General features: G+C 43.8%; 37 protein-coding genes. 35 read left to right on the plus strand and 2 right to left on the minus strand.

Going from position 1 to position 26,245, the window contains the following annotated elements; all coding sequences use genetic code 11:
* Positions 1–152 precede the first annotated feature (152 nt).
* The 24 genes from V6C11_RS04160 (at position 153) to V6C11_RS04275 (ending at position 15,090) form a co-directional block, all read left to right on the plus strand.
* Positions 153–902 (plus strand): LysM peptidoglycan-binding domain-containing protein, encoded by a 750-nt coding sequence (locus tag V6C11_RS04160; protein WP_333529824.1) that lies wholly within the window; start codon positions 153–155, stop codon positions 900–902.
* Positions 903–935: 33 nt separating this feature from the next.
* Positions 936–1,913 carry an XkdQ/YqbQ family protein gene (locus V6C11_RS04165; protein WP_333529908.1) on the plus strand — a complete coding sequence of 326 codons (978 nt, stop codon included), beginning with the start codon at positions 936–938 and terminating at the stop codon, positions 1,911–1,913.
* Positions 1,910–2,314 carry a DUF2577 domain-containing protein gene (locus V6C11_RS04170; protein ID WP_333529825.1) on the plus strand — a complete coding sequence of 135 codons (405 nt, stop codon included), beginning with the start codon at positions 1,910–1,912 and terminating at the stop codon, positions 2,312–2,314. Before V6C11_RS04165 ends, V6C11_RS04170 begins: the two co-directional genes overlap by 4 nt.
* 2 nt (positions 2,315–2,316) lie before the next feature.
* The gene (locus V6C11_RS04175; RefSeq protein WP_333529826.1) at positions 2,317–2,724 is read left to right on the plus strand and encodes a DUF2634 domain-containing protein; all 408 of its coding nucleotides are present in this window, start codon (positions 2,317–2,319) and stop codon (positions 2,722–2,724) included.
* Positions 2,717–3,793, plus strand: coding sequence for a baseplate J/gp47 family protein (locus tag V6C11_RS04180; RefSeq protein ID WP_333529827.1), 1,077 nt, complete (start codon positions 2,717–2,719; stop codon positions 3,791–3,793). The genes V6C11_RS04175 and V6C11_RS04180 overlap by 8 nt, the downstream gene beginning before the upstream one ends.
* The gene (locus tag V6C11_RS04185) at positions 3,790–4,404 is read left to right on the plus strand and encodes a putative phage tail protein (RefSeq protein ID WP_333529828.1); all 615 of its coding nucleotides are present in this window, start codon (positions 3,790–3,792) and stop codon (positions 4,402–4,404) included. The genes V6C11_RS04180 and V6C11_RS04185 overlap by 4 nt, the downstream gene beginning before the upstream one ends.
* Positions 4,405–4,408: 4 nt before the next feature.
* Positions 4,409–6,016 (plus strand): phage tail protein, encoded by a 1,608-nt coding sequence (locus V6C11_RS04190; protein ID WP_333529829.1) that lies wholly within the window; start codon positions 4,409–4,411, stop codon positions 6,014–6,016.
* A 1-nt stretch (position 6,017) separates the two neighbouring features.
* Positions 6,018–6,233, plus strand: a complete 216-nt coding sequence (locus V6C11_RS04195) for a hypothetical protein (protein ID WP_333529830.1) — start codon at positions 6,018–6,020, stop codon at positions 6,231–6,233.
* 1 nt (position 6,234) lies between these two features.
* Positions 6,235–6,450: a hypothetical protein gene (locus V6C11_RS04200; protein WP_333529831.1), complete on the plus strand. Its 216-nt coding sequence runs from the start codon at positions 6,235–6,237 to the stop codon at positions 6,448–6,450.
* 99 nt (positions 6,451–6,549) lie between these two features.
* A complete protein-coding gene (locus tag V6C11_RS04205) occupies positions 6,550–6,939 on the plus strand; it encodes a DUF7483 domain-containing protein (protein WP_333529832.1) in 390 nt (129 codons plus the stop codon).
* A gap of 3 nt (positions 6,940–6,942) precedes the next feature.
* The gene (locus V6C11_RS04210; protein WP_333529833.1) at positions 6,943–7,284 is read left to right on the plus strand and encodes a hypothetical protein; all 342 of its coding nucleotides are present in this window, start codon (positions 6,943–6,945) and stop codon (positions 7,282–7,284) included.
* 2 nt (positions 7,285–7,286) lie between these two features.
* Complete coding sequence (locus V6C11_RS04215; RefSeq protein ID WP_333529834.1) at positions 7,287–7,436, plus strand: hypothetical protein; 150 nt, start codon at positions 7,287–7,289, stop codon at positions 7,434–7,436.
* 94 nt (positions 7,437–7,530) lie between these two features.
* The gene (locus V6C11_RS04220) at positions 7,531–7,848 is read left to right on the plus strand and encodes a hypothetical protein (protein WP_333529835.1); all 318 of its coding nucleotides are present in this window, start codon (positions 7,531–7,533) and stop codon (positions 7,846–7,848) included.
* Positions 7,845–8,174 carry a hypothetical protein gene (locus V6C11_RS04225; protein ID WP_333529836.1) on the plus strand — a complete coding sequence of 110 codons (330 nt, stop codon included), beginning with the start codon at positions 7,845–7,847 and terminating at the stop codon, positions 8,172–8,174. Before V6C11_RS04220 ends, V6C11_RS04225 begins: the two co-directional genes overlap by 4 nt.
* 10 nt (positions 8,175–8,184) lie before the next feature.
* On the plus strand, positions 8,185–8,853 hold the full coding sequence (locus V6C11_RS04230) for a glucosaminidase domain-containing protein (RefSeq protein WP_333529837.1): 669 nt from the start codon (positions 8,185–8,187) through the stop codon (positions 8,851–8,853).
* On the plus strand, positions 8,854–9,087 hold the full coding sequence (locus V6C11_RS04235) for a hypothetical protein (RefSeq protein WP_333529838.1): 234 nt from the start codon (positions 8,854–8,856) through the stop codon (positions 9,085–9,087).
* Positions 9,088–9,355: 268 nt separating this feature from the next.
* Entirely contained in the window at positions 9,356–9,991 is a 636-nt protein-coding gene (locus V6C11_RS04240; protein WP_333529839.1) for a Panacea domain-containing protein, read from the plus strand.
* Positions 9,970–10,428 (plus strand): type II toxin-antitoxin system PemK/MazF family toxin, encoded by a 459-nt coding sequence (locus V6C11_RS04245; protein WP_333529840.1) that lies wholly within the window; start codon positions 9,970–9,972, stop codon positions 10,426–10,428. Before V6C11_RS04240 ends, V6C11_RS04245 begins: the two co-directional genes overlap by 22 nt.
* 739 nt (positions 10,429–11,167) lie before the next feature.
* Positions 11,168–11,392: a helix-turn-helix transcriptional regulator gene (locus tag V6C11_RS04250; RefSeq protein ID WP_333529841.1), complete on the plus strand. Its 225-nt coding sequence runs from the start codon at positions 11,168–11,170 to the stop codon at positions 11,390–11,392.
* A gap of 96 nt (positions 11,393–11,488) precedes the next feature.
* On the plus strand, positions 11,489–11,716 hold the full coding sequence (locus tag V6C11_RS04255) for a hypothetical protein (RefSeq protein WP_333529842.1): 228 nt from the start codon (positions 11,489–11,491) through the stop codon (positions 11,714–11,716).
* A 298-nt stretch (positions 11,717–12,014) separates the two neighbouring features.
* Complete coding sequence (locus tag V6C11_RS04260; protein WP_333529843.1) at positions 12,015–12,329, plus strand: hypothetical protein; 315 nt, start codon at positions 12,015–12,017, stop codon at positions 12,327–12,329.
* Positions 12,330–12,331: 2 nt separating this feature from the next.
* Complete coding sequence (locus V6C11_RS04265; RefSeq protein WP_333529844.1) at positions 12,332–12,640, plus strand: hypothetical protein; 309 nt, start codon at positions 12,332–12,334, stop codon at positions 12,638–12,640.
* Positions 12,641–12,652: 12 nt separating this feature from the next.
* Entirely contained in the window at positions 12,653–14,542 is a 1,890-nt protein-coding gene (locus tag V6C11_RS04270; protein ID WP_333529845.1) for a hypothetical protein, read from the plus strand.
* A 206-nt stretch (positions 14,543–14,748) separates the two neighbouring features.
* Complete coding sequence (locus V6C11_RS04275; RefSeq protein WP_333529846.1) at positions 14,749–15,090, plus strand: hypothetical protein; 342 nt, start codon at positions 14,749–14,751, stop codon at positions 15,088–15,090.
* A 485-nt stretch (positions 15,091–15,575) separates the two neighbouring features.
* On the opposite strand, the gene V6C11_RS04280 is transcribed toward V6C11_RS04275, so the two are convergent.
* A complete protein-coding gene (locus V6C11_RS04280) occupies positions 15,576–16,637 on the minus strand; it encodes a helix-turn-helix domain-containing protein (protein WP_333529847.1) in 1,062 nt (353 codons plus the stop codon).
* Positions 16,638–16,840: 203 nt separating this feature from the next.
* Here V6C11_RS04280 and V6C11_RS04285 point away from each other — a divergent pair, with 203 nt between their 5' ends.
* Both V6C11_RS04285 and V6C11_RS04290 read left to right on the plus strand, forming a co-directional pair.
* Positions 16,841–17,113: a helix-turn-helix transcriptional regulator gene (locus V6C11_RS04285; RefSeq protein ID WP_333529848.1), complete on the plus strand. Its 273-nt coding sequence runs from the start codon at positions 16,841–16,843 to the stop codon at positions 17,111–17,113.
* Complete coding sequence (locus tag V6C11_RS04290) at positions 17,110–17,502, plus strand: sigma factor-like helix-turn-helix DNA-binding protein (protein ID WP_333529849.1); 393 nt, start codon at positions 17,110–17,112, stop codon at positions 17,500–17,502. The genes V6C11_RS04285 and V6C11_RS04290 overlap by 4 nt, the downstream gene beginning before the upstream one ends.
* A 365-nt stretch (positions 17,503–17,867) precedes the next feature.
* On the opposite strand, the gene V6C11_RS18650 is transcribed toward V6C11_RS04290, so the two are convergent.
* Positions 17,868–17,951, minus strand: coding sequence for a putative holin-like toxin (locus tag V6C11_RS18650; protein WP_442886030.1), 84 nt, complete (start codon positions 17,949–17,951; stop codon positions 17,868–17,870).
* A gap of 604 nt (positions 17,952–18,555) precedes the next feature.
* Between V6C11_RS18650 and V6C11_RS04295 the strand changes: the two genes are divergently transcribed.
* The 9 genes from V6C11_RS04295 (at position 18,556) to V6C11_RS04335 (ending at position 26,243) form a co-directional block, all read left to right on the plus strand.
* Positions 18,556–19,035 carry an HK97 gp10 family phage protein gene (locus V6C11_RS04295; protein WP_333529850.1) on the plus strand — a complete coding sequence of 160 codons (480 nt, stop codon included), beginning with the start codon at positions 18,556–18,558 and terminating at the stop codon, positions 19,033–19,035.
* A 10-nt stretch (positions 19,036–19,045) separates the two neighbouring features.
* Positions 19,046–19,525 (plus strand): phage tail terminator family protein, encoded by a 480-nt coding sequence (locus V6C11_RS04300; protein WP_333529851.1) that lies wholly within the window; start codon positions 19,046–19,048, stop codon positions 19,523–19,525.
* A gap of 115 nt (positions 19,526–19,640) precedes the next feature.
* Positions 19,641–20,957: a phage tail sheath family protein gene (locus tag V6C11_RS04305; RefSeq protein ID WP_333529852.1), complete on the plus strand. Its 1,317-nt coding sequence runs from the start codon at positions 19,641–19,643 to the stop codon at positions 20,955–20,957.
* Complete coding sequence (locus tag V6C11_RS04310; RefSeq protein ID WP_333529853.1) at positions 20,958–21,422, plus strand: phage tail tube protein; 465 nt, start codon at positions 20,958–20,960, stop codon at positions 21,420–21,422. It abuts the gene before it with no gap.
* Positions 21,423–21,444: 22 nt separating this feature from the next.
* A complete protein-coding gene (locus V6C11_RS04315) occupies positions 21,445–21,867 on the plus strand; it encodes a phage tail assembly chaperone (protein WP_333529854.1) in 423 nt (140 codons plus the stop codon).
* 180 nt (positions 21,868–22,047) lie between these two features.
* Positions 22,048–24,087, plus strand: coding sequence for a hypothetical protein (locus tag V6C11_RS04320; protein WP_333529855.1), 2,040 nt, complete (start codon positions 22,048–22,050; stop codon positions 24,085–24,087).
* Entirely contained in the window at positions 24,087–24,833 is a 747-nt protein-coding gene (locus tag V6C11_RS04325; protein ID WP_333529856.1) for a LysM peptidoglycan-binding domain-containing protein, read from the plus strand. Before V6C11_RS04320 ends, V6C11_RS04325 begins: the two co-directional genes overlap by 1 nt.
* A 31-nt stretch (positions 24,834–24,864) precedes the next feature.
* On the plus strand, positions 24,865–25,842 hold the full coding sequence (locus tag V6C11_RS04330) for an XkdQ/YqbQ family protein (protein ID WP_333529909.1): 978 nt from the start codon (positions 24,865–24,867) through the stop codon (positions 25,840–25,842).
* The gene (locus V6C11_RS04335) at positions 25,839–26,243 is read left to right on the plus strand and encodes a DUF2577 domain-containing protein (protein WP_333529857.1); all 405 of its coding nucleotides are present in this window, start codon (positions 25,839–25,841) and stop codon (positions 26,241–26,243) included. The genes V6C11_RS04330 and V6C11_RS04335 overlap by 4 nt, the downstream gene beginning before the upstream one ends.
* Positions 26,244–26,245 lie beyond the last annotated feature (2 nt).

Genomic DNA, 26,245 nt, shown 5'->3' on the forward strand with positions numbered 1-26,245 from the left:
TTGAGGAGCCTTTTTTCTATTGTACAAGGAATATTATACCATATAGCACCCTCCTCAGGGGGTGTTTTGTTTTTCCCGAAAGTAGGGTAGGCGGCAAAATCCGGGGCAGTCATGAAGTGAGGCAAGGCAAATAATAAAAAGGAGTGATATTGGTGAGTGAACTTCAATACGCAATGGAACTGAGCTTTAATAACGGTGCAGACTTTTTTGTCGTGCCGGTTCTTCCGGAGCGCGTGGACATCTCCCGAGGCGGGAAAGGAAAGACCTACGATATTATAGGACCCAAGGGAAGAACAACTCTAACAGGTGCCGAATTAGACATGGGTGGCGAGATTAATGTAATCAAAAGCCCGAAGTTACTGGAGGTCAGTTTTAGCAGTATGTTCCCGGCGCGGAAATATCCTTTTGTTGTGGCACAGTTAAAACCACCTGCAAAATATGTTGAATATATCACAAAATGGATGAAATCAAAGCACCCAATACGATTTATATTTGTCGGCTACAATACTCTCTCATCAACTGAAAAGAAAGCGGATATAACCTTCGACCTCAACATAGCAGCCTCCATCGAACAATTTGACTGGCGAGAAGTAGCCGGGTCCCCTGGGGACATTGAATACACCATTAAACTGAAAGAATACCGATTCTACTCAGCAAAAAAAATTATAACAGCCACAGACGCAAACGGCAACACAGTCTTTCATGAACAGAAAACGCGCCCAGATACCAGAATACGGCCCCTAACATACACACTGCAACCGGGAGACAATCTCTGGAAAGTGGGCATGAAAGTCTTTGGGCGTGATGGACGATGGCGGGAGATTCAGAAATTGAACAACTTGACGGATGCGGATCTAAAAAAATTACCAATCGGCATGGTACTGAAAATACCACAGGATTAAGCAGGTAGCCGAACAAAAGGGGGCTGATCAACCATATTTGAAATCGTCATTGATAACCGGGATGGCAGCCTATGGGATATATCCAGCATAATATCAGAAATAAACTGGAAAACCAGCCGCGTTGGTTCTGCTGGGAGCATGGAAGTTTCCTTGATTAAGGGCGAAATCTATGGGGACCCGAGTTTTAAATACGCACCCGGTGATATTATTCGGTTTAAAGCGGACGGAATTAACGTTTTTTATGGCTATATCTTCACGATTGATAGCGGTAGTGACGAAGTCGTTAAAATTTTAGCCTATGACCAACTACGGTACCTAATGACCAGCGATACCTATGTGTTTTCAAATGTAACAGCGACTGAGGTGATCCGAAAGATTGCCAACGACTTCGGCCTACAAATAGGAGAGTTAGCCGATACCGGATACAAGTTTTCCAAGATTGAAGACAACAAAAAACTTATCGATATAATCAGCAGCGCATTAAATATGACCCTCATTAATACAGCTCGGAACTTCGTGTTCTACGACAACTTTGGTCTGTTTACACTGCGTGATACCAGCGACATGTTGATTATGGATTTTTACATCGGCAATAACAGCCTGGTATACGATTTTACCCATAAGCGTTCGATCGATACGGATACCTATAACTACATTAAACTTGTACAGAACAACAAAAAAACAAGCCGTCGAGACCTGTATATACAAAAAGATAATGCCAATATTGCTAAATGGGGCAAACTGCAATACTACCAGGTGGCTGATGAGAACATGAATGCGGCTCAGATCAACGAATTAGCGACACGGATACTGGAGTTAAAAAACCAGGAGAGTCGGAACATGCATATTGATGCAATTGGAGATATTCGAGTAAGGGCAGGCAACTATATCCATGTAATTCTTGAAGAATTTGGCATTAACCAGCCCTTTCTTGTGGACGAATGCACCCACACATGGCAGGGTTCAGACCATACCATGTCCCTTGAATTGAAGGTGGTGAATAAATTATGAGCTTACTTAACCTTGTTAAACAAGCTGGAGTAGGAGCCGTCGAAGCCGGTAATCCGATGGCTGTGATGTTTGGAACCGTGGTAAAGGAAATTCCTCTGGAGATAAACGTTGACCAGCGTTTTACACTCACAGAGGATTTTTTCATTATTCCTGAAAGCTTGAAATATCTCAGAGAGTGCGACGAAAAGTTTACAGTCAGCCTAAAAGGCAATTTCCAAACTGGCCCGGTCGTTGAAGAAGAAAGCGAAGAACGATGGACTGGTGATACAAGAATGTATGGCGGGGAGATAACCGTCATAAGAAAAAAGATGCCCCTGACCCCTTTTGAGGTAGGAGATAAATTAATCCTGCTCCGGGTTCAGGGTGGCCAGCAATACATTATTCTGGATAGGGTGGGTTGAGCATGATACCAAAAAACGGCACATTAGCAAATCAGGCTATTAACATAGAACAACAGCCCAGTCGTACTTATAAAGTTGATTTTGAGGCTAAAAGAACTGCCGGTATGACCGATGACCTAGATGCCGTTAAACAGGCGGTATTCAAGTTGCTACAAACTGAAAAAGATCACTACCTCATATACAGCAGCAACTACGGCATCGAACTAAACGGACTGATCGGCAGAGACCGTATCTTTGTGCAATCGGAACTAAAACGACGCATCCAGGAAGCCTTATTGCAGGATGATCGGATTAAAGCGATAGAAGATGTACAGATCACTTTTGACGAAGATCAGGCATTGGCAACCTTTGTCGTTTTAACCCAGTACGGCAGTTTCAATGTGAACCAGAGGGTGATGCAGAGTGTATGAGGACCAAACCTTTGAATCCATCCTCCAGCGCATGTTGGCTCGGGTCCCCAACACCATGGATAAACGGGAGGGCAGCATCATCTATGATGCCCTGGCCCCGGCTGCCATGGAACTGGCGCAAATGTACACCGAATTTGACGTCTTGCTGAACCTGAGCTTTGCCGACACAGCTACCGGCGAATACCTGGCCAGGCGCACCGCCGAAATGGGGATAACACGCCTACCCGCCACAAAGGCCAGACGCAAAGGACTGTTCTATGGCAACAGCGACACTCCACTAGACGTACCCATTACCAGCCGTTTCTCCCTGGACAATACAAACTACAGCATTGTGGAGCGTATTGCTGCGGGGGAATATGTGCTGGAATGCGAAACACCCGGCACAATCGGAAACCAATCCTTTGGCGTTATACTTCCAGTTGACTTTATAAAGGACCTGGCCCGGGCGGAACTGGCCGACATACTGGTGCCGGGCGAGGATATAGAAACTGATGATAATTTACGTAAACGATATTTTGACAGCCTGGAAAGCCGGGCCTACGGCGGCAACATAGCGGATTACCAACAAAAAGTCAAAGATCTCCAAGGGGTGGGCGGGGTAAAAGTATACCCCGTTTGGAGCGGCGGCGGCACAGTGAAACTAATCATCATAGACAGTGACTTCAACGCCCCGTCCCCTGCACTGATTGACAATGTACAGACGGCCATCGACCCCGAAGGAAACCAGGGTGAAGGCCTGGGAATTGCCCCCATAGGCCATGTTGTGACCGTGGAAGGGGTTGAAAACATTATAATTGACGTTGAGACCACATTATCCTTTCAGGGCGGGTATACCTGGGAGGATGTAAAGCCCGGCGCAAAGGAAGCCATAAATGGCTATTTTGCGGAATTAAGAAGCGAATGGGCCGACAATACCAACCTAGTGGTCCGCATCAGCCAATTAGAAACAAGAATGCTAAATGTAAACGGGGTACTGGATATTTTCGATACAAAAATAAACGGCCTTAGACAAAACCTTGTGCTAGGTGGCAATGAAATACCTGTCCCAGGTGAGGTGACTACAGTATGACGGCACCGATAAACGAATACTGGCCGGAGATTCTAAGGGAAATAAGGCAACTTGAAGAACTGAACGTCATCAACCCCGAGCTTGCAATACTATGGCCAGCAGCAGATGCGTTAATGGATGATCAGTTTATTCGGACGGCCACAGGCACAGGCATTGGACGTTGGGAAAGGATGCTAAACATAACCCCTTTTATTGAGGATGATTTGGCAACCAGGAGATTCAGGGTGTTAACAAGATGGTATGACAAGCTGCCCTATGTCTACCGGGTGCTGAAAAACAAATTGACCCAGTTGTTCGGTGATGATTATAAGCTGGAATTATTGGCCGACGATTATACCTTAAAGGTGGAAGTTAGTACATTTAACTGGAACACCTTCGATCAAGTGACAACCGACTTTAGGCGTATGCTGCCGGCCAATATGGTCCTGCAATCCATGCTGGTACAAAGGCTGAAAGCACCGACATATTATGTCAGTGCTTTGATGACAGGCGAAGAAATAACCGTCTACCCGTGGGCACCTGTGGAACTATCCGTAAAAGGGACCATAAACATAGCCCTGGCCAGTACCGCAAATATAGACACCACAACCTTATACCCGAAAGGGGGTTAATTAATTGGCAGAACAATTTTATACCATACTAACCGGTATCGGAAAAGGCAAAATAGCCAACGCTAACGCCCTGGGCAACAAAGTTAATTTTACCCAACTGGCCCTTGGTGACGGCAACGGCAGCTACTACAACCCCACAGAACAACAGGAAGCCCTCATAAGAGAAGTGTGGCGGGGGAATATCGGCAGTATAACAGTAGATGAAAACAACCCCAATTGGATTGTCATACAGACCATCATCCCGTCTACCGTGGGCGGTTTTATGATTAGAGAGGCAGGTCTGTTTGATGATGCGGGGGATCTAATTGCCATTGGCAAGTACCCAGAAACCTACAAGCCAGTTGCAGCGGATGGCAGCACAAAAGACCTGGTCATAAAGATGATATTAGAGGTAAGCAATACCGCCAGTGTGGTGCTAAAAGTTGACCCTGCAGTTATCTTAGCAACGAAGAAAGATGTGGACGGAGTTAAGACTGCCCTTACCACCCACCAAGCAAACACCAACAACCCGCACCAGGTGACGGCATCCCAAATCGGAGCCGAAACCCCCACCGGTGCCCAGACCAAAGCCGATGCTGCCCAAACCACGGCCCAGGCCTACACCGACCAGCAGATCCAGCTTGTCACCGCCACCGGAATCCCGAAGCTGGTAAGCTACCCCTACGTGCTGACACCCACACAGGATGGCCAGACTGATTTCGAGATCCCTCTTGAGACCTTTGCCCACGAGACTGACACCGTCTTAGTCGGTCGCAACACTACCTGGCTGAGTACGGCAAAGTACAGCATCATCCCGCCTAAGACGCTGCGGCTGGCGGAAGGAGTGCCTTTGGAGTACGCCGGGACGCCTACGGAGATATTTGTGGTGGTGCTGAAAAACGTACCTATCGGGCCAGAGGGGGCGGTTTCTGCGGCGGTGTTGGCGGATGGGACAGTGACGGATGATAAGTTATCTAATGTAGCGGGGCAGTTGAAGGGTGTGGTGGCAGGGCATTTGGCCGAAATTGTGACAGACGCACACCTGCCTTTGAATGTTGGTTTAGGTAATTTACAGAATTATGGTATAGCGTCGCAAGCTGAAGCTGAGGCTGGAACAGCATCGAACAAGTATATGACACCGTTGCGGACAGCTCAGGCAATAGCGGCATTATCTCCTGATTGGGATCTGCTAACCCTTGCAAGTAACACTGCTCAGGTTGATATAGCTGTAAGCGCAGGCTGTAAGGTTATAGAAATTATTGCATTTGTTCAAAGTTATGCTGCTGGAACTTCACATGATGACTTATGGGTTAGATTTAATGGTGACAGTGGCTCTTACTACGATTCATACAAAACAAGCCCGTCGGCAGGACAGGCGCAGATTGTAGTTCCTGCCGCAGTACCGCAATCAGGGCAGTTATTCCAAGGATATATCGGTTTAACAATACAAAACACCGCAGACAAACAAAAGATAGCGTCAGTAATTAGTACGCCAAGCGGAATATTACAATCAACGTTCACATCTGGTCTTTGGAAAAATAATGTTGATAAAATAAACACAGTCAACTTGAGAACCCAAGCCGGTTCTGGTTTCAAGGCAGGTAGCATGTTTTTTGTAAAGGAGGTTAAGTAAGTTGTACGTTACAGATGCATATGGCAAATGGCTTGTAGAAGACCGTTTTAAGCAACTTATTGAACCCTCGCAGGCGTGGATTGATGCAGAACCAGAGGTTACGCCAACACCGCCAGAACCGACACCAGAAGAAAAAATAGCACAACTTGAACAGCAATTAGCTTTAACAGATACCACGCTACTAGAATTTATGGAAATTATGTTAGGAGGAATGTAAAATGGCAGTTATTCAAATTTTGACTAAACAGTATGCGGTATGTATTTATATTCATGGAACAAGAAATTTTTCCTCGATTCCAGCGGAGTATCACACACCAGTTAAGCAGTATGCAGGGGAAACTTATACCTTCGAACAAATTGATAATACCCTTGCAAAAGGGTATATCACAGAGCAGGAACACGCTGAAACAATGGGGTATGTGCCAACAACTTAATGAACATTTGATTTGAAACCTGCTGAAACTGTGTAATAAACTCAAAATGCAACGTAAACACCACGCCCCTAGGGCGTTATTTTATTTGGAGGTGATCACATGATAACACCGAACGAGCTACACCCAGCGTTACGGGAGCAGTTATTAGATAAAAAAACTAAGATAAAAACAGGAACTTATACAGGTAACGGTAGCTCATCCGCGAGAACAATCAGCGTGGGGTTTACTCCATCATTAGTATTCATAACGACATTAGGCAAATCTAGTTCGCAGGTACAATTTTCAAGCTTAGTATATGACGGTACAGGAGCTGCTTTTTATGATATAGCATACAATGCGGCAACTATAAGTGATGAAATCCAGTCAAGTACTAATGGGGCATCCCAAATAGTGACCGATGGGTTTACTGTGTGCTGTCCCACTAGTTCTCTAGGAATTAATATGTCTGGCGTCTCCTATGGGTACGTTGCAATAGGCCAGGGGGTGTAAAATATGTATACGATAATCGATAAAAACACCGGACAAGAAATTACTATGCATGATATGTTTAGAGTTTCTGAACCTTTTCCCGGCCTAAAGTTAGCGGATAATGAGATAGTGGTTTTTATTCCCGATGACAGTCCATTGTTCACAGAAATACAAACTGCTTATGAATGTATAATTACGGTAGATAAAACTGGTACAGCTACTGCAGTTACAGTGACAAAGACTTTTGAACAATATTGGCAGGAAAACCCACCATCACCCCCCAAACCTACAGAAATTGATTACCTGCTAGATTTGGATTATCGCCTATCCATGATTGAACTAGGATTATTAAGGAAGGATGAGTAGAAATGACTTACACTTATTGTAAAAAAGTTATCCAAAACGGCACTTATGGAACCAAGGAAGAAATGATGATTAAACTTGACGTATTTCTACTAAATAACCGCATTACTCAAGAGCAATATAACGAGTTAGTTGCTTTACTTAATGCACAATAGACTTAAATTACGAACTAACCGCCTAAGAGGGCGGTATTTTTATGCCCCAGTGTCTTGTTGGTGCTAGGGCAATTGTTACCGGGAGGTGGGGGATTTGGGGGAAAGTGATGTTTTAGCAATACAACAAAGTCTTAATCGGGTAGAAACCGCACTTACTGACTTGACAAAGGCTGTGAATGACTTGAGGGTAACAGTAGCCAGAGATTATGTCACCAAGGAAGATTTCCTTAAATTTCAGGAACAATCAGAATCACGAATAGTCAAGCTACACGAAAAGATTGAGGATCACGTTAAAGAGGATAAAGCAGACAGATGGAAGCTTGCTGGTCTAGTGGCCACGATTACTGGCATTGTATTGAGTATAATACAAGGGGTAATTGGCATGGTCAGGGGTGGAGGTGGCACCCAATGAGAGGTTTTTGGAATGACGATGATGGTATGTCGATAACTGATTCTTTAGCAATCTGGTTTTCTGTTGGCTTCGGTATCGTTTCAGCTATATTTGTTTATTTGTTGCTAAACGATAAGCTAACTGACAGGGCGGTTGACTTTTTTACACAATTTTCTTGGCCAATCATAACTATCCTTGGTGGATATTACGGGGACAAGATTGCATCGCAATTTGGTTCTGCTATAAGCAGCAGAAGGAGACAGCCACAAATACCACAAACCCAGCTACACAAAGACTATGACCAGAGATTTGACGATTACCCACCAACTCAACGACCTACCATCTAGGGGGTGCATTATGGATACAAATAAATTTATTAATGATGTAATGTTGGCAGCGGCGAAGATTCAAATTAAGCATGGACTGCCAGCCGCCACCATCGTGGCCCAAGCATGTCTAGAAACTGGCTACGGAAAGTATGTACTAAGTCAGGGTAATAAATATAGCTACAACATATTTAATATTAAAGGCACAGGTACGAATGGCAGTGTTTCGGTAGTGGCATGGGAAATAGTCAACGGCAAGAAGGTAGACGTTAAGAGCAACTTCCGGGCCTATAACAACTATGAGGAATCATTTGAGGACTATACAAAATTAATTACCGGGGCCAGTAGGTATAAACAGGCACTACAGGTTAAACATGACCCTGACAAATACGCCTATGCTATTTTGGCTTGTGGATATGCTACGGATCCTGATTATGCGAAGAAGTTAATCAGCATTATGAATCAGTACAAACTCAGGGAATTGGCTGTAGATATAATCAAGAAGGAGGCAAATGCTGTGTTTAAGGATGTTTTAGACCACTGGGCTAAATATGACATAGAGTGGTTAGAGAAAGAGGGGCTTATCGGTGGCGACTTACAGGGTAACTTTAACCCGGACAATCCAGCAACTAGGGCGGAAATGGCAGTAATGATGAAGCGTACCATTGATTATATTCACAAGAAAATGGGGGTGGCGTAGTTGCGACCATTCATCGAACGTCTTAAATCCCGGAAATTAATTATGGCCCTGATGGCAGCTGTCGTGGCCGGCACAAAGGCGTATTACCCTGACTTGCCAGAAGATGCTGTTTACGCCATTGTATGTGCCTGCATGGGGTATGTTGCGATAGAGGGTGCCGTGGATGCGGTGGGGCAGTTAGCCAAGTGGTTGGCAGAAAAGACAGCAGCGAAACCGCCTGATGCGGAGTTATAATGAATAGATAGATCAAAGCCCCGGCTTCGGCTGGGGCTATTTTTATTGATATTTTAAAATATGTGCATTTCATACATATAGAGAGAAATATAAAAATATAACTTGCCTATCCAAGTGCAAGATCGTATATCACTTTTGCAAATTGACTGAAAAGTGTTAAAATGTAGTAAAACATATGTAAAAGTGTACATTTATGAAATCATCAATCCATCTTTCCCAGAGAATAAGTTTGGTGGTTTTTTGTTTTGTAGATTTGAGGTGTAAAATCGTGGGACCATTAGAAAAGGTAATTACATATTTTGTTGCAAAAAAAGGAAATGTTAAAAGAACAGAACTTGTGAAATTAGTTTACCTATTTGAACACTATCATGTCTTAAAATATGGATACCAATTTACAGACACACAATTTATTAGATATAAACATGGCCCTTATGCCTCGGAGATAACTACAACTGCGGAAAATTTGGACGGTCTAATAGCGTGTGAAACTTATAACGGAATGTATGGTTCTGCATTTATATATAAACTTAATCAACGCTTTATAGGTGATGATTTTGATTTGCCTACAGAGCAGGGTGATCTTGCTCTTTTGGCTATTAATTCAGTAAAAGGAAAATCATTTCAAGAAATGCTGGATTACGTTTATTCTACACCACCGATGGAAAAGGTAATACTATCAGAAAAAGAAGATGGGGTACCTCATTATAGGGAGGTGTTAGATATGAATGCAAGAAAACCAACTCTTAGATTTTCGAGAAGTGAGTTGCAATCTGCAAAGCAAAGAAACAGCCTAAGAAAGAAACGCGGAACAGATGAAGAATATATGGCTAATCTTCTTAATGGACATCGTGAATTAGAGCCACTACGAAGGAGAGCAAATACATGTTTCAACAACACGAGATAACACCACCATATAGACCTCTTCAACTTTATGACATTAGGGAGTTTCAAGTTGGGGAGGTCTACTATATTAAAGATGAATTAATTGGTATACCTAACATTGATAGAACAACTATTGATCGTAATATTCATCTTGGCAGAAGAGTAGTTATTGCTCATAATAGCCAACTAAACACTAATCCTACATGGCCCTTAGTACATATTGCACCATTATCACATAGGGTTGACCTAATGAGGGAGACAGATATAGAGGTAACGATAAAACCTGAGGATGGTAATGGGGTAGCGGTGAATAGCTTGATACAATTGGCATTAGTCCAACCGGTACTTAAAGTTGATCTGGAACGAAGGATAGGAGCTTTATCAAGAGAAAAAATAGCAGAAATGATTGCTTTGCAAGAGGATATGCTATTAGGACAGCTTGATAGTTTAGACGAATAAAACCCACCCGGTGGGTTTTTCTGCTTTCCCTAATAAAATACAAAAACTGCGATTCCCGCAGCTATCTGTCTACAAATATATTATTCTTTTATTTTTATTTTATACTTTTAATCTTCTCCCACCCAATATTGGATTTGTATCAAATCCGCAATTAGGCGGAGTAAACCTTAAGTCAGCCAAACTAGCAAGCTATCTTCGGCGTCAATAGCACAATAGCCATAGTGAGTATTATTATGATCAATACCCTAATTGTAATCACCTCCCCTTACAGGAGGCTGAACTGGGTACTCCAAATTAAGTTTTTAACAGAAACTATTTTATCACATTGTTGGCAGAAAAACCAAATGATATTTTCCTGTGATTTAACTTTTTCCGGCTCATAATAAACTATTCACCGATAAGCCAAAATAAATAACCCCTAGCCGTACCACTAGGGGTTACCAAGGAGGAAATGGTGGTTATTAAAGAACCCTTTGCCTAGTGGTATAATATGGTAAATGTCACCAAGGTGTTACTGTTATGCTAAGACATTACACTGGGTAAAATAACTCATGCCTTAGCGGCAAAATATAACTTTCCGTGAAGACTCGGCAGCAATTTGCCGGGTCTTTGTATTCTTTAATGAAGGAAAAGCTTTAGCAGTTGGTAAGCACGAGAGAGAAGTGGAGACAGTAACCGACAATCTCTATCAGAGGATAATAAGCATTGTTAACGAATGTTAACAATTGAGGTGAGGTGAGTGGCTAGGAACACACTCAGGCTTAAAATAGATCTAAAAACCCTGATATATTCCAATGGGTATAACATAAAATCATTTGCTCAGGCGGTGGGCGTGGAGCGAGAAACAATGCAGCGGATTGTGGCCGGCAAACCTAATATACATGGAAATGTCATTTTTACTATAGCAAAATTACTGGGCAGGCGGCCCGATGAAATATGGGAATTAATAGACCAGGGAGGATAGCCCTGGTTTTTTGTTTCCTAGATTTACCTGTGATAGATAAGTCACACGGGGCATATCAATTAGCAAATGTCAAACAAAAGGAGGGATATGTCATACATGGCCAGAGTTAGCTTCCGGCTCCCAGATAACCTGTTGGAGTACGTTGACCAGCAGTGTCAAAAGTTAACAACCGAATATCAGCAGTGGGACCGCTCAACATTTTTTCGCTATTTAGTTAGCCAGCACAAGCATGGAAAGAAAGTAAAAAGCGACTCACTTGAGCCGCAAGGGTCGGATGAAAATTATATGGATTTGTTGAATTTGGCTGGATATCGCAAAGGGTAGACTTTCCCCAATGCTGGAGCCTACGCTCCTAGCATATGCGGTGGGGTGGTATAAATATGCCTGTCTAGTACCCTGCAAGCTTAAAAAACACCTTGGAAAGTTGTACCATGGCAGTTCCGGTCAATGCGTAAGCCAAGTAGATTGGCATTGTTATCACCTCGGCTGTAGTGTCTCCTGGAGGATTAAGTTTTATGCAAATTATTTATCTCATTATTGCAGTTAGTTTATTAGTTGGTGGAATTTGGTGTCTGTGCTTATCAGTCAAAAAAGCCTATGAACACTTGAAAGGTGGGATAAAATGAAAGTCATTGCTTGGCACACAAAAGGTAGGCTAGGTGTGGCCTCTGGGTTGGCACGGAATGGCCACAACAACCTAGGCAAGATTAAGTATATGGCGGCTGTCCCAGCTGCTGGTGGTGACCCTGTTGGAACTGTAATAACTGCAGCTTTAAATATAGCTGACTGGCTATGCCTTGGGGTTATCATGTTTAGTGGTGGGATATGGATGTTCGGCAATCGCACAGAGGCAATACAGCGTATGATCGGCGGCTGTAGTGGTTATTTAATCATTCGCCATGCTACTGATATTAGAGATTTTCTAAAGGGGTTGTAATTATGGGTATCATTGAGTGGTTTAAAGTAAATTGGGATAAACCTGTTATTGATCTAGCAAAAAGCAAAGATATTGTCGATAATACAAAAGAAACTACGAATGATCCAGTATTAGATTGGTTTGGCAATATCATAGGTGACTGGGTAGCAAGGCAAATAACAGATTGGTGGGCCATGGTAAATACTGTGATGCCTGACCTAGTTACACTGGGCGTAATTGCTTGTTGCATGATTGGCATGGTTGCGGGAACCAAGTGGATTGGCCGGGGCGTTTTGGTGCTGATGTTGGGGATAATTATAATTATTAGTTAGGCGGTGAAAGACTTGAAATTATTTGAATCTATCCCTAATAAGTATCGGATATACAAAATCATCCCTCACCAGTCAACGCTTAACCAAACTACCCGCAAACTCCTTGCTAGTCTGCATAATGTGTTTGCCATGTATGATAGTCCTTGGGGCCGTATCACTTGGGAAAATGGCATAAAGTACAGAGAAAAGGATGCACTCTATTGGTTTGTGCAAATCACTGGCGGCCAGGGAGAGGAATCGTCCAAGGTTGAATTTTATATCGCAGTATCAGAGATTTTTGCCGATGTATTTCTGACTAAACTAAATAACCATGACCAGTGGCGTAAGTCAACGGTCGAACAGGTGGAACCTGGCGTCATACAACTACCTTTGGTGGCAGACGCATACAGACTAAAGTATACCCGGTCAGATATGTTTAGCCTGTCGTATGACCTAAATCGACAGACGGTGCCAATTAGGGAGTTGGTTAACGTATCGCAGGAGGTAGGTCCTGGGGAAAGTGCAAACCTAGTTGTAAGGTGCGAAACCGTAAGCCGCCGCAAGTGGAAATCAATGTCTGACTATGCTTGGGGCGTGTGGGAGCAGGGCAAGGTGCCGCAGCGTAACGGCATAAACTTTGGCCAGTTGGCCAGTGGTTTCGGTAGGTTGGCTTGTAGCATAACTAATGAGATTAAGGAGTTACTTGGCGACATTATCTACGGCATTGAAAATTCCTTCTTTGCCGACGCCAAACCTAGGATGCAGGAAAAGATTGAATTACCGGACCGGGAGCGAGAGGAGCTGCTTATTAACGGCGATCTATCTCCTCAGACTAAGCGAAAACGCAACCTCCCAGTGTGGAAAACTGGCATTTACGCAATAGTAAATGCAGAAACTCAAGAACGAAAAGGTATGCTTGCCAGAAGTCTTGCTGGGGCTTTTGGCGAATTAAATGGAGATAACCAACTACTACCTTTCAAGCTGAATATTAAATACGATGGATGGCAGAAACTTCCCCGGGACCGTGACGGTATGTTGATGAGCACTGAGGAATTAGGCAAAGTTATGATGCTGCCAACCAGGGAGGTACAGGAGGAGTACAAAGAAAACCTTCATTATAATAGGAAGATTGAAATAGATATACCAGATAGCTTTACAAGAGAAGGCATTTACATGGGAGATGCTACGAATAAAGGGCAGAAAATACCCATCTACTTGCCAACTGATAACACCGACATGTTAATGACGGCCCGGGCCTTTATTGGGTCCCCGAGGATGGGCAAAGACCAGGCGGTAATAAATATGGTGGTCGAAGCAAAAAAGAAATTTGGTATTGGGGCAGTGGTGCCAGATGTAATTGACGAGCGGAATGGACACCGGGGTATGGCTGATGCTTTAAGAGATCATTTGCCGCCGGAAGAAGTAATTGATCTTAACTTGGGAGATTATGAGTGGCCAGTGTGGATTGGCTTGCAGGGAATTACCCAAGGGATGGCAAATAGGCGAATAGCCAATAACCGTATTGCTCAGGAGTTAACTAATTTCCTCATGGGCGATGATATTACCAACCATCAAACCAGGGAATATTTGAGAGAAGCGGCAAAGATAACTGGCGGCGACCTGTTAGGCATAAAATTAATGCTTACCTCTCAGGAGTACCGACAGACTGTAATTTCGGCCTCGGAGAATGCTGAATTTGATACATCCTTATGGCAGGACTACGACCAACTAAGTGACGGCAAGCAGGGGCAAATATATGGCCCTATCTTGGTGAGGTTAGGGGAACTGTTGGGCGATGAGTTTTTGAAGCCGATCTTTGGTCAGCAGCCTAACCCAGAAATAAACCTAGCTAAGTGGATGCAGGAGGGCAAGGTTGTTATCTATCGCATACCTTCCTGTGATCTTGGACAGTGCAGACACTAACGCATTGGATCGTTTTAACTACATTTTTAACTAAACTTTCTATGGGCGGAGTAGGAGCTGCCACATGGTTAGTACTTAACGAACCGCACCAGTTTTTGTCGCCCGGGCTAATACACTTTTGCAAAAGGTTATTGGCAGAGGGTCCAAAGTACCGTATAGCACCATTGTTTCTGTTTCATAATTTTAAGCAATTACCGAGTGATTTTGTGGAGATACTTTTAAGCAGTAGCCTAAACTGGCATATTTTTAAAAACACCAACGACTCTGTTTATCAGCGATTAGAGAACTACCTTTACCCAACATTTACACCAGAAACAGCTATGCAGGGAACCGCAAGGTTTCAATATATTGCTAGCTGGTTAGATGGAAAAGGTGAGTACCGGGAACCGTTTTTAGTTAATGCTCCCGATCTGGTGGGGAATAGATATGAGAGCCAAGACAATTCCTTTCTAACCAAAAGGCACTCCAGGATATACGGTAGGCCGGTGGCTGATGTGTTGGCAGAGATGCGGGAAAAGGAGCGGCAGATGTTTAAAAAGAAAGCATGATGCTCCTCTAAATCACTGAGGGGAAGAAGAGAAGGGAGTAGAATTAAGTGTCTGGGGGTAACAAAAAGGTAACGCAATCTTGTAAACGGGCGTGCTTTTACGTTATAGATGTTACAGGTCAATTATCAATAAGCCCTGATTTTACGCAGGCTCGTAACACATCGTTAACGATGTTACAGACCATCATTAGATCTGTATAATTATATGATAATCAGTAGATACAACCCCAAGGCAAGTAGAGCCTGTGGGGTTGTTTATACTATCCGAAAGCATAAGCTAGAACATCATAAATAACAGGGGTTTTGGTTAATGTGCATACCGTAAAGGGAACATGGGAAATTTAAAAAATTAGAGACCATTCAAAAGTTCAGCGAACTTTTGAATGGTCTCTTTTTTTACTGCCCAGGGCAACAGGCAAATAGACTATTCGTGTCAGCATGGTCTTAGGGCATTTACAGTTTGGTTTGTGGAAAGGCCAACTCTTCTTATAGGTTTACAATTACTTTGATGACCTTTCCTAAAACCTTAACTTCGGTTTCTGCTAGATCAATAAATCTTGGTTGATGGTCCTGGTTCGTGCTATTTGGTAACAAAGTAACGGTAGACTCGGAACAATAAAACTTTTTAATGGTAGCATCTTCACCATTAACTAGAACAACAGCGATCTCACCGTTTTCAACGGTTGGTTGCTGGCGAACGATTACGATATCGCCATCGTTTATACGAGAAAGATTCATTGAATCGCCAGTAACTTTGAGGCCAAAATATTCACCGGATTTAGTGAGCTGTTCAGGAAGATATTCGTAACTGATTATATTTTGTTGAGCAAAAAGTGGCTCGCCAGCCCGAATAACCCCTACTACAGGAATTTGGCTGAGCCGGTAGGTATCCGTATGGTTTGGTTCTGTTATTTTGCTTTTATTTAGGGTGGTTTTGTCAGAATCATTGGACCCTTTGCATTCAGAAGAGATTTGGCTGTTCGTTTCGATATAGGTGATCCTGCTTGTCGATTCATCTAGGGTAACTTTCTCTATTTTCCAATAATCGAGGAGTATCGGAATTTCCTCGTTTTTTATCTTTACGATTACCGGCCCTTGATAATCCGTTGGCCACTTAAAACCATTTGAAACGAATAAACATAAATCATAATATTCGACAGCTGTTACAGGCCGCTTTAGTTTATCCAGGATGTGAGACAGATAGAGTAAGGTATTTGGGGTGTAAATGTGGCTGGTAGAATGAAGTAGCTCCATTGCTGTGTCCCAAAACAGATCATGGGTATCTTCACGATGTATTACTGCTTTGATTGCAGCAATCATAATGGAGTATTGTTCTTCTTGAGCGTTTTTAAAAGGTGATTTTCCCAGCAGGTAGTCAACAGAAACATTAAAGAAATTTGCTAGCTTTACCATTACCTCGTAGCTAGGGTTCCTTGTCCCAGATTCATACATACCAACTGAAGATGTCGTTACTTCTAAATGTTTTGCTAATTCTGCTTGCGTTAACTCTTTGGTTGTTCTTAATTTTTTTATTCTTTTCCCAATCAAGATTATCACCTCTAGTTATATTATATACAAAAAATTATTCTTTACAACACAACTAATAGTGATATTTTTAGCAATTTAATGGTATTTTGAGAGAGTAGGTCTTAACTTTCTTAAATCGCTTCGAATTACAACTAATAGTCATAAAGAGAGTTTTTATAATACAACTATTGGTGATATTATGAATTGCAGGAGGTGATCGAAAGATGAGTCATCTAAAGGAATTGAGGATAAAAGCTGGATATAAAACAGCGAAAGAAATTACCCCGCTTTTAGGGATAACACCAAGTGCAATATATCAGATTGAGGGCGGGCGTAAACAGCCATCCGTTAAATTGGCAATAAAGATGGCTAATTTATACAATTGTTTTCTGGAGAATATTTTTAGGCCCATTTATACAACTAATAGTTGTAATGATAAAACGATTAACACCAATGGTGATAACAAGGGTTGCGATAAAGGAGGTATAATCATTTGACAAAACAGGAACTGCAAGAATATTATTGGGTACGCCGGAACATTCAGCGACTTAAAGATAAATTGCTGGAGTTAGAGACAGAGGCAACCAAACAGACCACCATTCTGAACCATGCTCCTAAGGGAGGCGGTTATAACAAAGATAAAATAGCTGGCCTGGTGGCTAAGATCATGGAGGTACAAGACGAAATTAACGGCCAGCTGCAAGGGTCTTATGCCTTGTTGGCCAAGATTGAAAAAGCGATTCGTGTTCTACCGCAAAGGGAAGGTTACTTAATCCGGGCTAGATACTTAGATTTAAAAACCTGGGAGCAGATAGCTGCGGATATGCATTATAGTTGGCGATGGATACATCGGATACATTCCGAGGCACTAAAATTATTAGACTAAAACATAATGAGTGCACACCAGTACACAGCATTTCATGCTATGATGGTATTGTGAAAACCGCCTGGAGATGGGCGGTTTCTTCTTTATAAAAGCACCTGCTGAAATGGTAGGTGCTTTTGTTATATCCGAAAGTGGGGTGAGGAAAATTACTAAAACAATAACCACTTAATTTAAAGTTGATAATTTTTGGTTTAACTAAATCACTTATTATGGTATTATAGGCTTAAATAAGGCATACTACAAAATAAAAGACTGCAGGTGCTACTAACACCTACAGTCAAAGTACAACAGTAGCCCTCTGAGGGGCTGGCTCAAGTTTACTACGAAAGAGTAGACCTCCCGTTTGCTTGTGGGCTCAGGGAGGTCTACTTCTTTCTATCATGCGACAACATAGTCACGATTAAGATGCCAAAAGTTAGCATCAACATCAACGATTCAAATGCTGTCATCGTCCCACCCCCTTTCTACCGGGGATGAGCCAGACCACCCTTGAGGAGCCTTTTCGATTGTACAAGGAATATTATACCATAAAGCCCTCTCTTTCGAAGGTGGTTTTGTTTTGGGGAAAACATATGATATTATAGGGCCCCGGGGAAGTACACGCCTAACGGATTCCGGATTAGAATTAGATGGATACATCGGATACATTCGGAGGCATTAAAATTATTAGACTAAAACATAATGAGTGCACACCAGTACACAGCATTTCATGCTATTATGGTATTGTGAAAACCGCCTAGAGATGGGCGGTTTCTTCTTTATAAAAGCACCTGCTGAAATAGTAGGTGCTTTTGTTATATCCGAAAGAGAGGTGAGGAAAATTACTAAAACAATAGCAACAGCAGGGTGTTATAAAAACAATAAGCTGATAGAAAGCTTTATTGAAGAGAACATGGCTGACAGCCCCAGTGATAATGCCGATATGCGTGTCAAAATAAGGGCCCCTACCTTGGGGCCTTTTTGATTGAGGCATGGCTCAGTTGCCAATGTACCCACTGCACGGGCTAAAATAGCCATGCAGAATATTAAATTGCAACGGGGGGTTAGGGCCTAATGACTGGGCTAGGTAGCTTTGATTTTGACGAGTTTAAGAAATTGGCTAAGAGATTCCAGAAAGCCGTGGACGACCGGGTTGTCGACAAACTTATCCGAGAATTACTAATCGAACTGGCCTATCGGGCTGTTGCCAAAATCAAGCTGCGTACGCCGGTTAATACCGGAGACTTAAGGCGCAACTGGCTGGTTGGCCGGGTAGAAAGACAAGGAAACAGTTATTTCGTAGAGATATTTAACAATTTACCATACGCTTCCTTTATCGAAACGGGTTTTTATACCCACTGGCTGCCAGAGGAAGGGGAAGGAAATATATTCAAATATATTTCGGGGGCTAAAACAGAGATGCAGGCTGGCAGCAACGGTGTCTGGGTTGAAGGCCGATTTATGGTGAAAATATCCATGCAGGAGATTGCCAGGGAATTGCCAGCTTACATTGAAAGGAGGCAGGCACAACTTTTACGGGATATTTTAGGTTAGGGGGTGAGTGATGATTGTAAATGATGTACGTGAGGCCGTCATTGCGGTACTAAATCGGCATTTCCCGGATATAAAGATATGCGACGAGGAAATTGAACAGGGCTTGGCAGAGCCTTGTTTTTTTGTGAAGCTGTTTCCGACAGCCCAAGGCCGGGAATTTAACCGCCGCTATAAACGGTATCATGCCTTTGATATCCATTATTTTGCTGCTACCAATGAAGCCATGCAGGTTATGGCTGGGCAGCTATACGAACATTTGGAGTATATCCAGCTATCTGGCAGCGTGGTCCGGGGAAGCAAGCTGCATCACGAAATGATAGATGGCGTACTCCATTTCTTTGTAAATTATGATTTTCATATTATCCGAGAAAAGCCAGCGGTCCCCAAAATGCGAGAATTAGAACAGGAGGGAGATATAAAACATGACGAAAAAAGAAAAAGTAACACAGCCGATCCCATATACGAAACAGCAATTTTTAGCTGCCAGTAAATTCACCCCCCAGCAAAAAGATCTGTTGAACGCTGTACTGGAGGACGGACAGACTTATACCCGAGAAGAGGCTGTCCAGAAGATTGAGGAATTCATGAAAAGGACGGTGGAATAAATGGCCGGTGGTACATGGACTAGCCAAAACAAAGTTCGCCCGGGCGTGTATGTGAACTTCGCCAGCGAACCAAAATCCCTTGGAACGGTAGGTGACCGTGGCATTGTAACCCTAGCCCTGGCACTACCCTGGGCTGCTGCAAAAGAAATCATTACCATTCAAGCCGGAGAAAAACTGCAAGACAGACTGGGTTACGATATTACGGCACCGGAACTGCTATTGGTTCGGGAGGCCTTGAAAAGGGCCAAAACACTGTTGCTGTATCGGCTTAATGTTGGGACCAAAGCCACAGCAACCCACACAGGATTGACCGTTACGGCCCTGCATGGTGGTGTTAGGGGCAATGACATTGCCATCATCATTCAACGAAACATGGATGACGAAACGGAGTTTGATGTAAGAACCCTGGTCAATGGGGTAGAGGTAGACCTTCAAACAGTTGGAAATATTGCCGGACTCAAAGCAAATTCCTGGGTAACCTTCAGCGGTACTGGGGCACTAGAGGAAACCGTAGCCTTACCTCTGACCGGCGGGGCCAATGGCACAGTGACCAACCAGGATCACACGGATTATCTGGCTGCTGTGGAAGTCCATGAATTTAATACCATCGGCTTAGCAGCGGCGGACCCAACGCTGAAATCCCTGTACACATCCTTTGTAAAACGTTTGCGGGATGAAGAGGGATTTAAAATACAACTGGTAGTTGAAAACTACCCGACTGCTGATTACGAGGGTGTTATATCGGTTAAGAATGGCGTAGTATTAGCCGACGGTACAACCCTCACAGCAGCGCAAGCAGTGGCTTGGGTGGCGGGAGCCACAGCCAGTGCAAATATTAATGAGTCGCTTACTTATCAAGCCTATGATGATGCCATCGATGCTTCGCCAAGGTATACAAACTCACAAATAGCAGCTGCCTTAAAAGCCGGGGAGTTTGTGTTTACGCCAAACAATGGCCGTGCCCTGGTGGAACAGGATATTAATACTTTGACTGGTTTTACCACTGACAAAGGCAGGCAGTTTGCCAAGAATCGGGTTATCCGGGTATTGGATGGTATTAACAATGATTTTAGGCGAATCTTTGAAGCCTTTTATATCGGCAAAGTGGATAACGACGAGGATGGCCGTAACTTACTGAAAAACGAATATAACAGCTACCTAGGAACATTGCAGGGTATCGCCGCCATTCAAAACTTTGATGCCCAAAGGGATGTTGTCGTGCTGCCAGGCAATGAATCAGACAGTGTGTATGTTGAAACCAATGTGCAGCCAGTGGATTCCGTTGAAAAAATCTATATGAAAGTGCAGGTGAGATAGGTGGGATTTTTCAAGGCCAATGATGCCGTCTCCGGTCAAGAAGGTCGAGCCTACGCGACGATTAACGGCAACGTCGAAGAAATGTTCTACGTAAAAACCCTGGAGGGAAAGGTTGAAAAGCAAAAGTCAGAAATGAGGGCCTTGGGCCGCCGTGGCACGCAGCATAAAGCCACTGGCTGGAGCGGCAGTGGGAGCATGACAATTTACTATGCCACAACCCTATTTCGGCAGATGATGCTAGACTACATCAAAACAGGCAAGGACACCTACTTTGACATCCAAATTGTTAACGAGGACCCAGGTTCCAGTATTGGCAGGCAAACTGTCGTGCTGAAAAACGTTAATCTTAACAGTGTTATCCTGGCTAAGGTGGATACTGAAAATGAGTTCTTGGATGAAGAGATTGATTTTACCTTTGAAGATATTGATATCTTGGATAGCTTCAGTGCCCCGGTGTTGGGCTAATAAGATTTAGGAGGCATCAGCAATGAGTGATTTAAGCGTATTCTTTGCCCAGAACAATCTGGCAGATATTACGGAGGAATTTATTGTATCCGAGCGATTCAAGGACAAAGCTGGTCAGCCGGTGCCTTGGAAAATCCGCAGCATGACCGAGGCTGAAAACGAGGCCATTCGCAAGTCAGCCACCAAGCGGATAAAGGTTAAGAACAGTGGCTATACCACAGAGGTAGACTCCGAGGAATATATTGCCAGGCTTGCTGTCTCCAGTGTGGTTTTTCCGAACCTAAAGGATGCGGCCTTGCAGGAATCCTACCAGGTAAAGGGGGCAGATGCGCTCTTGCGCAAGATGTTGTTACCTGGGGAATATGCTGCATTGATTCAGAAAGTCCAGGAGCTTAACGGATTTGATAAGGATATGAACGAACTAATTGAAGAGGTAAAAAACTAATCCAGGAGGGTGATGGTGAGGCGAATTATGCTTACTATGCCCTCCATGAACTTCATATCCTGCCACATGATTTTGTGAGCATGTCGCGGCCTGAAAAGGCCGCGATTATGGCCATGATTGATGTGCGTGTAAGGAGGGAAAAACAGGAGCGGAAGCGCCAGATAAAAAGAAGGTGATTAATTGGCCACGGTATCGACAACGCTAAAAATGTTTGATCAATTTTCCCAACCTTTGCAACGAGTAGTAAGCCAAGTAAATTCGGCAGTGAGTGCTATGGGGCGGCTTCAGAGGGCCTTGCAAGTACCTGCGCCGCCCCCGATTAGAGTTCGTTTGAATCTAAACCTTGCATCCCTACGGACGCAGATCAATTCAGCCTGGCGTGGTTTAGGGACTTCGGGCATAGTGGTTCAGGTGCGCTTGGATACAGCAAGGGCCCTAAGGCAAGCCAGTGCCCTCCGGGCACAAATCCTTTCCCGCATTGGCACCATTACGGCTCGGCTAAGCCTAACGCTCCCTGGCAATCTAAACAACTTGCTAACGGGGTTGCAGCGATTGGTAACACAACTGCTTGGGGCCATCGAAAGACTGCGCTTACCGCCAGGCGGTGGTGGTGACGGTGGAGACGGTAATGATGGTGGGATTGCTGGCAGGTTAAGCAAGCTTAAAGGCCTGGCTGCCAACCCTAATGTCCAGGAATTATTTAGGGCCACCCTTGGTGGGGCCATGGAACAACAAAGAATGCAGGATATGTTCATTGCCCGTACAGGTGATGCACAGATCGGGACAGCCATGTTTGAGCGGTTTAAGGCAGATGCGATGGCGTCTGGCCAGGATGTAAACAAATTCTTGCAATCGACCCTATCCTTTTTCCCAGTGACTCAAAATACGGATCAACTGACGGGATTAAACAGCCTAGCCCAGCGGCTGAGTGCTTTCGACAGCACTGGCAACGGCATTGAAGGGGCTGCTGCTGCACTTAAAGGAGTCTGGTCCGGCGATATTGCATCCTTAGCAGGGAGTTTTAATCTACCCGAGGCGGATATACGGGCCTTTGGCCTGGATGAACTAGGTAAATCAGGTGATGTTGATGGTTTTATCAAAGCCTTTGATCAACTGCTGGAAAAGCAGGGCATGGGGCAAGCCGCCTTTGAAACCATGCTGAAAAGTCCGGCCAAGCAAATGGAGATCCTGGGCAACAACGTAAGAACAGCCTTTGCCAATGCTGGCGGGTCAGCTGTGAAAGGGCTGCTGCCAATCATCGTAATGCTCAACGATGCGTTCCAGGCAGGCAAATTCCAGGTGTTTTTTGATATGCTTAGTCTTGGCTTGTCTTGGCTTGTTAATGTAGGGTTAGCGGCCTTTACGATACTTAAACAGGGATTAGCCATGCTCGGAGAAGTTGCCTATAACGCGGGAGTTGTTTTACTTGGGCTATCACCTATACTTTTAGGGGTAGCTGCGGCGGCAGTGGTTTATCTTGCCTATATAAAGATGTTGGCTTTGTGGGCAACGATCATGGAGGCCAAAACCAGGCTTTGGGCGGCAGCAGAAGCAGCTTTGCAATTTATCATGCGTTTGAACCCCACCCTAAGAATTATTATGCTAATTATGGGATTGGTAACAGCTATAGCAACCTTAATAGCCCTGACGAACGGTATTAAGCAGGTATTCTCTGATGTTTTTGGGTTTGCCGTTGATTCTGCCGAAGGTGCTGTAAATGCAATTGTTGCACTTATTAATGGAGCAATTAGCGGGGTAAATGAAGTATCTGGGTTCTTTGCTAACCTATTGGGCGTTGAACATAAGAAAATAGAGGAAATTGAATTCAAGGCTGATTTTAAGAAATTCAAACAAAGTGGCCAAGATATGATCAAGAATTTTAGCATGGATGAACTTAAATCAAAAATAGGGCTAGAGATGCCTGGTGGCCTTAATAATCAAGATATCCCGGCCCAATGGAATGCTAACATAGGTGAAGTTTTGAAAGTCGGTGGGGGTGGCCAAATCAATGATAAGGTAGATATCCCTTCAGAGGACCTCGCAGCCATGCGGGATCTTGCTGAGATGAAAAATATTCAAAACTTTGTTACCCTAACGCCAACGGTTCAGGTAACCACCGGGGATATACACCAACCAATGGATGTTAACAAAATGATTCGTCAGATTGAGGAAGCGATGGCAAGAGAAATGGCTCAGAATGCGGAAGGGGTATATCGGTAATGGCAAGTTATAAATACGAAATATTTTTGAGTTTTAATAACAATGCGGAAGGTTGGAGGATTCCGGTTAATCCTGAGTCAATCGATATTGCACGGGGTGGAAAGGGGAAAACCTATGCTATTGTAGGTCCGCGTGGCAGCACAGCCCTAAAAGATGCTGACTTAATCGGTTCCGGGGAAATTAACGTAATTGAGAGTCCGAAACTAATGGAGGTTAGCTTTAGTAGTATTTTCCCGGCAATCCAATACCCTTTTGTTGTGGCACCGCTTTTTAAACCAATGAAATATATTGAAGATATTCGAAAATGGATGCAGACCAAGCACCCGATACGGTTTATCTTTGTTGGCTCTAACGCGATGTTACCTCAAGATCAATCAGAATCAGAACAAGATATCAACATAGCAGCCTCTATTGAAAAATTTGACTGGAAGGAAGTCGCTGGTTCTCCGGGTGATATTGAATACGCCATCACCCTGAAAGAGTACAAATTTTACGCAGCACAGAAAGTAGTTGAGGCAACAGCTGCGAATGGCAATACCGTACTGCACAAACAACCGTCTGCGCCGGATACCAGAGTACGGCCCCTAACATACACACTGCAACCGGGAGACAATCTCTGGCAAGTGGGTATGAAAGTCTTTGGGCGTGATGGACGCTGGCGGGATATTCAGAAGCTGAATAATATAGCGGATGCAAATCTAAAGAAACTACAGGTAGGCATGGTGCTGAAAATACCACAGGATTAAGCAGGCAGCCAACTTAAGGGGGTGATCAACTATATTTGAAATCATCATTGATAACCGGGACGGAAATTTATGGAACATATCCAGCCTAATATCCGAAATAACCTGGAAAACCAGCTACCTTGGTTCTGCCGGGAGTATGGAAGTTTCCTTGATTAAGGGCGAAATTTATGGGGACCCGAGTTTTAAATACGCACCCGGTGACATTATTCGGTTTAAAGCAGGTGGAATGAATGTTTTCTACGGCTATATCTTTACCATTGATAGCGGTAGTGACGAAGTCGTTAAAATTTTAGCCTATGACCAATTACGCTACCTCATGGCCAGCGATACCTACGTATTTTCCAACGTAACAGCGACGGAGGTGATCCGAAGGATTGCTAAGGATTTTAATTTGCCCGTGGGGGAGTTGGCTGATACCGGTTACAGGATGCCAACCCTGGTGGAAGATAACACAAAGCTCATGGATATCATTTGTAAAGCACTCACGGTTACATTGATCAATGCCGGTGAAAACTTTGTGTTCTATGATAACTTTGGCTTTCTTACGCTACGGAATGTCCGAGACTTAATGGTGAACTTTTATATCGGCAACCGAAGCCTGGTCTACGATTTTAGCCATAAGCGTTCGATTGATACAGATACCTACAACTATATTAAAATCGTAAAGGACAACAAAAATACAGGCCGACGGGATGTATATGTCCAACAGGACAAGGCCAACATTGCTAAATGGGGTAAACTTCAACTTTACCAAGTGGCAGACGAAAGCCAAAATGCCGCCCAAATTAATGCAACCTTGGCCCAAACCATGGCGTTAAAAAATCGGGAAAGCCGAAACATGACCATTGATGCCATTGGCGATATCCGGCTTCGGGCGGGAAACTATGTCCGGGTCGTGCTTGATGAATTTGGTATTAATCAACCGTTTTTGATCAATGAGTGTACGCATCGATTTGACGGGTCAGACCATACCATGTCACTAGATTTAAAGGTGGTGAATCGATTATGAGTTTGCTTGATCTGGTTAAGCAGGCCGGAATAGGAGCCGTCGAAGCCAGCAATCCCATGGCGGTACTCTTCGGTACTGTGATCAAAGCGAATCCTCTGGAAGTAAACGTTGACCAGCGTTTTACTCTCACAGGGGATTTTTTAGTTGTCCCTGAGAGTTTGAGATTTCTTAGGGCGTGTGACGAAAAGTTTAGCATAAAGGCCAAAGGGAATTTTCTAACGGGGGTTGTCGTGGAAGATGAAAGTGAAGAACAATGGACGGGTGATACAAGGCTATACGGTGAAGAAGTCACGATTACCCGAGGAAAGATGCCCCTGGCCCCTTTGACCGCAGGAGACAAATTAATCCTGCTGCGGGTGCAGGGTGGCCAGCAATATATCGTTTTAGATAGGGTGGGTTGAGT

Source organism: Desulfotomaculum sp. 1211_IL3151 (assembly GCF_036763075.1).
GTDB lineage: Bacteria > Bacillota > Desulfotomaculia > Desulfotomaculales > Desulfotomaculaceae > Desulfotomaculum.